The organism is Cobetia sp., from assembly GCF_983723665.1.
The window spans coordinates 5,552-14,101 of record NZ_CFDJES010000049.1; the positions used below are offsets into that span (position 1 = coordinate 5,552).

At 63.9% G+C, this 8,550-nt stretch carries 7 protein-coding genes; 4 read left to right on the plus strand and 3 right to left on the minus strand.

The genetic code is table 11. The features are described from left to right. Both AC4FAH_RS06930 and AC4FAH_RS06935 read right to left on the minus strand, forming a co-directional pair. Positions 1–785: peptidylprolyl isomerase (locus AC4FAH_RS06930; protein WP_490245806.1), on the minus strand; the 785-nt coding region annotated here is incomplete at its 3' end. An 82-nt stretch (positions 786–867) separates the two neighbouring features. After that, the gene (locus AC4FAH_RS06935) at positions 868–3,252 is read right to left on the minus strand and encodes an LPS-assembly protein LptD (protein WP_153636990.1); all 2,385 of its coding nucleotides are present in this window, start codon (positions 3,250–3,252) and stop codon (positions 868–870) included. A 383-nt stretch (positions 3,253–3,635) separates the two neighbouring features. On the opposite strand from AC4FAH_RS06935, the gene AC4FAH_RS06940 reads away from it, so the two are divergent. The 4 genes from AC4FAH_RS06940 to speD all read left to right on the plus strand — a co-directional run bounded on the left by AC4FAH_RS06940 (position 3,636) and on the right by speD (position 7,476). Beyond that, positions 3,636–4,904, plus strand: coding sequence for an aminoglycoside phosphotransferase family protein (locus tag AC4FAH_RS06940; protein ID WP_153636567.1), 1,269 nt, complete (start codon positions 3,636–3,638; stop codon positions 4,902–4,904). Beyond that, the gene (locus AC4FAH_RS06945) at positions 4,904–5,764 is read left to right on the plus strand and encodes a nucleotidyltransferase family protein (protein WP_153636568.1); all 861 of its coding nucleotides are present in this window, start codon (positions 4,904–4,906) and stop codon (positions 5,762–5,764) included. Before AC4FAH_RS06940 ends, AC4FAH_RS06945 begins: the two co-directional genes overlap by 1 nt. A gap of 178 nt (positions 5,765–5,942) precedes the next feature. Beyond that, positions 5,943–6,368 carry an OsmC family protein gene (locus AC4FAH_RS06950; RefSeq protein WP_054557233.1) on the plus strand — a complete coding sequence of 142 codons (426 nt, stop codon included), beginning with the start codon at positions 5,943–5,945 and terminating at the stop codon, positions 6,366–6,368. A 313-nt stretch (positions 6,369–6,681) separates the two neighbouring features. Beyond that, the gene (gene speD / locus AC4FAH_RS06955; RefSeq protein ID WP_043334620.1) at positions 6,682–7,476 is read left to right on the plus strand and encodes an adenosylmethionine decarboxylase; all 795 of its coding nucleotides are present in this window, start codon (positions 6,682–6,684) and stop codon (positions 7,474–7,476) included. A 125-nt stretch (positions 7,477–7,601) separates the two neighbouring features. Here the strand turns inward: speD and AC4FAH_RS06960 are convergent, their stop codons facing one another. Further along, positions 7,602–8,486: an ion transporter gene (locus tag AC4FAH_RS06960; protein WP_082388934.1), complete on the minus strand. Its 885-nt coding sequence runs from the start codon at positions 8,484–8,486 to the stop codon at positions 7,602–7,604. Between the last annotated feature and the right edge of the window lie 64 nt (positions 8,487–8,550).

Here is an 8,550-nt window from a genome sequence, read left to right on the forward strand (position 1 = left end):
CTGGCACTGCGCAGCGGCTCGGAGACCTGACCGGCCTGCATGTTCGGAATGACATCGGCGAACACCGTCGGCAGCTCACCGCCGGAACGCCAGCCGAGATCACCGCCGCTCAGTGCCTGACTGCCGGCGGATTCGGCGGCAGCCAGCTGGGCGAAATCGGTGCCCTGCTCGATCTGCTGACGCAGGCTGTCGGCCTTGGCGCGCGCGGCCTTGACCTGATCCGGCGTCGGCTCCTGGGGCAGTGCCACCAGCAGGTGGGCCAGATGGTACTGGACGTCGCTGCCGACATTCTGCTGGTTGAGATAGCGGTCTATCTCACGATCGGAGATCCGCACCCGGCTGGCGACGCTGCGCTGCTGGATCTGCTGCACCAGCAGCTCACGACGCACCTGATCGCGCACCTGGGCCAGTGACATGCCGTCCTGCTCGAGCTTGTCCGCGAAGGCTTCCAGGCTCATGCCGTTGTCCTTGGCGATGCCGCGCAGGGTGGCGTTGAGCTGGGTGTCATCGATGCTGAGATTGGCCTGCTCCGCCAGCTGCAGCTGAATCTGCTCGTTGACCATACGATCAAGAACCTGACGCTCCAGCACGTCGCGCGGCGGCAGGTTGATGCCACGGCTCTGCAACTGCTGACTCGCCTGGGTGACGCGCTGCTCCATGTCGCTTTGCATGATGGCGTCCTTGTTGACCACGGCAACCACGCGGTCGAGCAACTCGGCGGCACCGGCCGGCAGACTCGCCAGCACAAATGCCAGCCCCAGCGGGGCAATCAGGGTCTTGCGCATCACATGTTCTCTCGGCGTAAAAATGTTGATGGCGCCACCCTGCGGCGGCGCCTTGGCGTCATTCACGGCCTGGCGCGGCGACTCAGAAGCCCGCGTTGCGATAGCCCGGTACGGCCTGTTCCAGGTAGCTGTCAGCACTCTGGCCAACGCCTCCCAACCCCTTGAATTCAAAGGTCAGGAAGATGCCATTCTTCTCTTCGTCATCCGAGATGGTGTTGGCGGTGTCGTTGTCATCCTGCCATTCACGCCAGGTGACCTGCACGCCGTAGCAGCAATCGTTGTACTGCACGCCCAACACCTTCTCCAGTGAACGGGAATTGGTGCTGTCATACATGTAGCGGCCCAGCAGCGACCAGCTCTCGCTCATCGGCGTCGCGAAGGAGAAATCCCACTCGTTGCGGGTATAGCCCAGCACGTCATCCGCGTCCTCATCGTCGTAAGGCACGAAGCCTTCGATCTCACGATTGAAGCCAAAGTTCAGTACCGTGCCTTGTTCCGCGCGATAACGCAGCGAGGTCTGGGCACTTTCGGTCACGCCACGATCGAAATCCTGGAACACGGCCTGGGAGGCGGTCCACTGGTCGTTGAGCACCACATCGGCCTGGAAGACCACCGGCGAGCGGTCACGCGTCGCACGATAGTAGTCGGAGTAGCTGTCGAAGTCGGAGCGTGAGGTCTTGTCCGGATCACCGTCCATGTCGATGTTGCGGTCCGACAGGTAGCTCGACTGGCCGACACCCAGCTTGAGGCGTTCACGGCCGCTTTCATCGCTGATGAAGCGTGACGACACGCCGTAGGAGACCTTGTTGGTATCGCCGACGCGGTCACCCCCGCTGAAGCGGTACGGAGACCACAGCTGATTCCAGCTGAAGGCGTCTTCCGAGGTGTCGAAGTCGGGCAGATCGGACTGGTCGACCTCCGGCACGTAGGCGTAATAGAGGCGCGGCTCCAGTGTCTGGGTATAGCCGTCGCCGAACCATTCGGTCTCGCGATCGAAGATCAGGCCGCTGTCCAGTGACAGCACCGGGATGGTGGCGGACGGGCTGGTGCTGCGGTCGGTCTCGCGGTCACCGTAGTCCAGGCTGTATGACAGGCTGACCAGCTGCGCGCGCGGCTCGATGAAGCTCCAGCTCTGATCGCTGCGCCAGCCCAGCGCCGGCGCCAGACGCAGGCGCGAACCATTGGCGGCCTGGTCTTCGTCGATGTCGGTATCCGTCTCATCGACATCACGCCAGAAGTAGGTCGCGTTGGAATTCCACTCTTCGTAGAAGCCGTTGGACTGACTCCAGCGGCCATCCGCGGTCAGGCTCGGCAGACGGTAGAACGGCTTGTCATCGTTATCCAGCGGGTAGTCCATGCGCTGGTAGCCCTGCGCCTTGAACTGCAGGTCCCAGACATCGCCGTGGTAATCGAGCTGTGCCAGACGCTCGAGGCTATCGGTTTCCGTTTCCCCGAAATTGCGCCCGAAGTCGTCGAAATAATTGCCGTCGGAGGCGGCGCCGTACTTCAACTGGTAGTCGGTACGGGCATCATAGCGGCCAGCATGCTGGTAGTTGATGTACCAGCGGTCCTCGCCGATCAGATCTTCCTCGTCATCGTCGGGGTCGCTGCCGCCATCGTCATCGGCGAGCCAGGCACCCTCGATGCTGCCTTCCTCGCCACGCGGCAATAGATAGCGGAACTCGCCTTCCAGCATCTCGCCACGCTCGGAGATGTAACGCGGCGTGAGGGTGGCATCGTAATTGGGGGCCAGATTCAGGTAGATCGGCTGGGCGTAATCGAAGCCGCTGGAGCTGGTGTAGCTGAACTGCGGCCACAGCAGGCCCGTGTGGCGACGGTCATCGACCGGGAAGCGCACGTAGGGCCAGTAGAAGACCGGCACGCCGCCCATTTCCATGCGCGCATGCTTGGCCGTTCCCCAGCCGGAGTCCTGATCGATGGTGATGTCGCTGCCGACCAGGCGCCACAGGCTGTTGCCCGGCTCACAGGAGGTGAAGCTGGCATCCTTCAGGCGGTAGCGACCATCCTCGAGACGCGCCAGCTGCACTGCGTCGCCGCGCACGTGCTGCTCATGAAAGACGTAGTGACCGTTGTCGACGCTGGCCGCATCGCTGTTGAGCGAGACCCGCGCGTCGTCGCCGCGCAGCAGGACTCCGGGCTGGCGATAGGTGACAGGCCCCTTGGCAGTGGCGGTGTCACGCGCCTCGTTGACGCTGACCTCGGGCGATTCCAGCTGGGAATCGCCGCGGCGCAGCACCACCTCCCCCATCAGGGTGGCGACGCCATCGTTGCCGTAGTTGGCCTTGTCGGCCGAGGTCGTGACCTGCTCCGGCGTGTCGCCCGCCTCGATACGGTAGGCCGGCGTGACATAGCGCCCGGAGCACAGCTTGCCCTGCGGCACCTCATCATAGGGCTGCCAGTCGAGCTGACTGGCTGACAGGGGCTCGGGCGGAGCGGCCTGTGCCATCAGAGGGGCGCCGGCGGCCAGAGGCGCCAGGGTCCACAACAGACGGAAAACCAGTGGCTTGAGCTGCCAGACCGGGCGGTCATCGCCCAATCGGGCTATCGGTGCCTGCCGGGAATGAGCAGACAGAGAGGGAGTCGCGAAGCGACGCTGACGTCGCCCGGGAGCGGTCGTCGGCTTGCCCGGATGGGATGAATGGCTGCGCTGGGCCATGGCTGCTCTGTGTCCTTGGCTGGGGGAATCGGTATTATACAGGCCCAGCAACCGGCCTTCCTGCTTGCCGGTTCCGCCTGCCTTCTCGTCACCACACGACAGCATGCGGGGCCGCGGCACAGGCGTCAACTGACAGCCGGCCCCGCGCACACGCCGACAGGAGCCCAAGCCCCATGACATCCGACGCCCGCCGCCAGGCGCTGCACGCCTGGGCCGCCGCCCGCCACGACCTCACACCAGAGGCCGTGCGCATGAGCGCCGTGGCTGACGACGCCAGCTTCCGCCGCTATTTCCGTCTGCACCTCGAGGAACTCGATCCGGCCACGCCGGCGCGCATCCTGATGGACGCCCCGCCCGAGAAGGAAGACAGCCACGGCTTCGTCGCCATCGCCCGCCAATGGCGCGACGCCGGCCTGCCGCTTCCCGAGGTCTTCGCCTTCGACGAGGCACTCGGCTTTCTGGAGCTGGAAGACCTCGGCGACACCCCGCTGATGACCGCCCTGACCAGCACCGAGCACGCCGACCACTACTATGGCGAAGCCATCGGGCTGCTCGAGCAGCTGCATCAACTGCCGCCCGGCAACCTGCCTGCCTATGACGACGCCCGCCTGTCCGCCGAACTGGAGCTGTTTCCGGAGTGGTGTCTCGGCCAGCTGCTCGACATGCCGCATGACCGCCGCTACGCCGCCTGGAACAAGCTGACGGGGCAATTGCTCGCGGCCGCCAGCGCGCAACCGGTGGTGAGCGTGCATCGCGACTTCCATGCCCAGAACCTGTTCCTGCATCAGTCGGCATCCCAGCACCAGACCCGGCTGTGGATCATCGATTTTCAAGACGCCGTCAGCGGCCCCGAGAACTACGACCTGATCTCGCTGCTGCGTGACCGTCACTGGCGCTGGCCGGAACCCGCCATGGCGCGCTGGATCGAGCAGGCGCGTCTGGCCGCCTTGCCACGCTACGCCGCGGCCGGCCTGCCGGCACCGAGCCCGCTGGAATACCGCCAGAGCGTCGAACGCATGGGCGTGCAGCGCAATCTCAAGATTCTCGGCATCTTCGCGCGCCTGACACTGCGGGACGCCAAGCCTCGCTACCTGACGCTGATGCCGCGCTTCCTCGGTCACCTGCGCGAAGGTCTGGCCTTCTGCCCGGAACTGATCTCCTTCACCCACTGGCTGGATGAGGTGCTGACGCCGGCGCTGTCGCTGCGGCTGGCCGAGGAATGCGAGGCGCGCGATCTGCGCCTCGCCAATGGCGAGCGCCCCGAGATCAACCTCGATGATTACGATGAGCTGGCGGCACTCGCCGATCGCGCCGCCCGCCTGCAACGCAATGCGGCCGCCGCTGACACCGCGAAGAGCGCTGCGGCAAGTGGGGAAAGCAAGGAAAGTGGGGAAAGCAAGGAAAGCGCAGCAAATGCCGATAACCAGCCGGGGAGCCACTGATGCGCGCGATGATTCTAGCGGCCGGTTTCGGCACGCGCATGCGCCCGCTGACCGACCACACCCCCAAGCCGTTGCTGGAAGTCGCCGGGCTGCCGTTGCTGGAGCACCATCTGCTGCGTCTGGAAGCGATCGATGTGGACAAGGTCGTCATCAATGTCGGCCACCTGGCCGACAGGATTCTGAGCCACTTCGCCGCGAAGCCGAATGCCAAGGGCCAGCTCGAGGCTTGCTGGCAGGGCCGCAAGCGCCGCCTGACGCTGATCTTCTCGCGCGAGGAGACGCCGCTGGAAACTGGCGGCGGCATCGCTCGCGCCCTGTCACTATCCGATGCGCTGACGCAGGACGCAGGCGATGACACGCCCTTCCTGCTGATCAATGGCGATGTCTGGTGTGACGTCGACCTCACGCTGCTGACCATCCAGGCGCTGGCGAGCCATTCACTGGCCCCGCTTGCCGACCAGCCGCAGGCGCTGGCGGGGCTGGTGCTGGTGGATAACCCGCCACATCATCCCGAGGGAGACTTCCTGCTCACCCCGACGGGGATAGTGAAGGATGAAGCCGGCGCCGAGAGCGACGAACAGGACGAGAAGGAAGAGAAAGACGAGCAGGAAGAGCAGGCCGGCACCCACCTGACCTTCTCCGGCGTGTCGTGGCTGTCACCACGCCTGATCCGCCGCGCCATTGCCGAGACACCGGCCTATCAGGGCCCCGACAGCGTCTTCAAGCTGGCGCCGCTGCTGCGTGAGGCCATGCAGCATGGCGAGGTGCGCGGCCTGCATCATCGCGGCGCCTGGATCGATGTCGGCACCCCACAGCGTCTGGCCGAGCTGGATGAGCTGCTGAGCCACGCCAGGGCCTGAGCCAGCGCGATATAAGCTCAGCGCTGGACGTTCCTCCGGGCACGGCGATGACAATGCTACCCTGTGCGCCATCGTGCTCACCGCGCCCTTATTCCTATAGCCCCTGGCCTTTATAGCCACTAGCGCCGGGCCGGTGGCGCATCAACGACTTATCAGAAGGAGAAGTTCCGACATGGCAATGAACGCCAGCATCAAATGGACCGATGGTCGCCAGTTCCTCGCCGAATCCGGCAGCGGCCACAGCGTGGTCATGGACGGCAATCCGGACAACGGCGGTCGCAACACCGGTCCGCGTCCGATGGAAATGCTGTTGATGGGTCTGGGCGGCTGCACCAGCTTCGATGTCATCCAGATTCTGGAAAAGGCCCGCCAGCAGGTCACCGACTGTCACGCCGAACTGAGCGCCGAGCGCGCCGATAGCGTGCCGAGCGTGTTCACGAAGATTCACGTCAAGTTCGTGGTCACCGGTCGCAACCTCAAGGAATCCCAGGTCAAGCGTGCCGTCGAGCTGTCCGCCGAGAAGTACTGCAGCGCCTCCCTGATGCTGAGCGCCGGGGGTGTCGAGATCACTCACTCCTACGAAGTCATCGACATCGCGGCCTGATCACGCCTCGCCCTCCCGCCGCTCAAGGCCCCACCGACAGCGGGAGGGAGCGCACCACTGACGACGTCTCGCCAGGATCGGCGGGAATTGTCGCTGGCGTGTCAGCCCTGCCTGTGCATAATACGCCCCTCAAACCGGTCGTCTCACCGGTCGTCTCGTGGCAAAGATGGTACGCAATGCTCCCTGTGAGTCATGCTGCCAGCGCTCGGGACGGGCCTTTCGAGATGTCCTCTTCGGCCCGATGCCTGCCTCTGCCCCATTGCAATGGCGCATCGGATGTCATACCACCCTCCCATTTCAAGGAGGCCTGGACGTGAGCGATCAACTCCGCCTTCACGGGTTCAACAACCTCACCAGTTCGTTGAGCTTCAATATCTACGACATCTGCTACGCGCAGACCGAAGAGCAGCGCACGGCGTATATCGATTATATCGATGAGCTCTACAATGCCGAGCGTCTTACCCAGATCCTCAAGGATGTCACCAACATCATCGGTGCCCACGTGCTGAACATCGCACGCCAGGACTATGAGCCGCATGGTGCCAGCGTGACCATCCTGATCGCCGAGCACGAGCTGGAAGAGCAGGACGTGTCCCAGACCGCGCCGGGCCCGGGCCCGCTGCCGGAAACGGTCGTCGGCCATCTGGACAAGTCTCACGTCACGGTGCACACCTATCCCGAGTCCCACCCGGACAACGGCATCAGCACCTTCCGTCTCGATATCGATGTCTCGACCTGTGGCATGATCAGCCCGCTGAAGGCGCTGAACTATCTGATCCACAGCTTCGATTCCGATATCGTGACCATGGACTACCGCGTGCGTGGCTTCACGCGCGACGTGGATGGCAAGAAGCTGTTCATCGATCACGACATCACCTCCATCCAGGATTACCTGGCGGAAGACACCAAGCGTGCCTACCAGATGGTCGATGTGAACGTGTATCAAGAGAACATGTTCCACACCAAGATGCTGCTCAAGGACTTCGAACTGGACAACTATCTCTTCGGCACCTCGCGTCGCGAGCTGACCTTCGAGGAAGCCACCAACATCGAAGGCCGTCTGCGTCGTGAAATGCTCGAGATCTTCTACTCGCGCAACTTCGACTGATCATCGCCTGCGTCATGCACGGCAGTCGCAGCGCCTGTGTCTGCTTGCCTGAGACCTGATGACAGTCCGCAAAAAGCCCCTGACACCTCACGGTGTCAGGGGCTTTTTGTTGCCTGCCTGCCGGTTCAACGTTCGCCGGCAGGGCCCTCCCTGTCAGGCGGGGCGGCATCCCCCAGGCGCTGTTCCATCTCCTCATTCACCTGGCGATGCAGCGCCTCGCGGTGGCGTTCGCGCTCAGCCAGCGACTCGCCCCGCTCCTGCGCGACCTGATCCAGCCGCTCACGCAGCTCGCGCACCTCCGTCGTCAGCTCGCTGATCTGATGATAGAGCGCCCGCGTCATGTCGCGCTGAGCACGCGCCGCCCGGGCCTCCTGCTCGCTGTCATCCTCGATGAAGATCGAGCTGATATAGGCGGCGAAACTCCCGAACAGCCCCACGCCCCCGACCATCAGCAGCACCGCCACCACGCGACCGAGCGTCGTGATGGGATAGTAGTCGCCATAGCCGACGGTGGTCACCGTCACCACCGCCCACCACAGCGCCTCCTCGGCGGTATTGATGGGGCTGTCGGGATTGGGTGTCTCCACCATCAGCATGGTCAGGGCGCCAAACACCACCAGCAGCACCGTGGCGGTGGCCGCCGAGGCGAAGACCCCCTCGGCCCGGTTGCGGAACAGCAGCTTCCAGATCATTTCCATCGACTTGATGGCGCGCAGCACCCGCAACACCTGCACCACGCGAAACAGCCTCGCGCCCTGGAAGAGCCCCGCCGGAATACAGGCCAGCAGGTCGATCCAGCCCCACTTCATGTACTCACGCTTGCTCTTGGCACTGGCGAAGCGCTTGCAGAAATCGATGAAGAAGAACAGGCAGACCACGTAGTCCATGTATTCCAGCAACCGCTGGACCTGCGGTGACAACACAAAGACAAGGTCCACCACCATGGCGCCGATCACATAGATCGACAGCACCAGGATGAACAGCTGAAAGGGCGTGACGCGTTCCTGCATCCGAAGACTCTCCGTGAATGGGGCTCTGGAAAGCCTACCCCATCCTCGTCGCCCTGACAGTGTG

Excerpts from the sequence above, each read along its gene's own strand:
- AC4FAH_RS06935 (WP_153636990.1), bottom strand. The coding sequence starts at position 3,252 with ATGGCACAGGCCGCTCCGCCCGAGCCCCTGTCAGCCAGTCAGCTCGAC.
- AC4FAH_RS06940 (WP_153636567.1), top strand. The coding sequence starts at position 3,636 with ATGACATCCGACGCCCGCCGCCAGGCGCTGCACGCCTGGGCCGCCGCC.
- AC4FAH_RS06945 (WP_153636568.1), top strand. The coding sequence starts at position 4,904 with ATGCGCGCGATGATTCTAGCGGCCGGTTTCGGCACGCGCATGCGCCCG.
- AC4FAH_RS06950 (WP_054557233.1), top strand. The coding sequence starts at position 5,943 with ATGAACGCCAGCATCAAATGGACCGATGGTCGCCAGTTCCTCGCCGAA.
- AC4FAH_RS06960 (WP_082388934.1), bottom strand. The coding sequence starts at position 8,486 with ATGCAGGAACGCGTCACGCCCTTTCAGCTGTTCATCCTGGTGCTGTCG.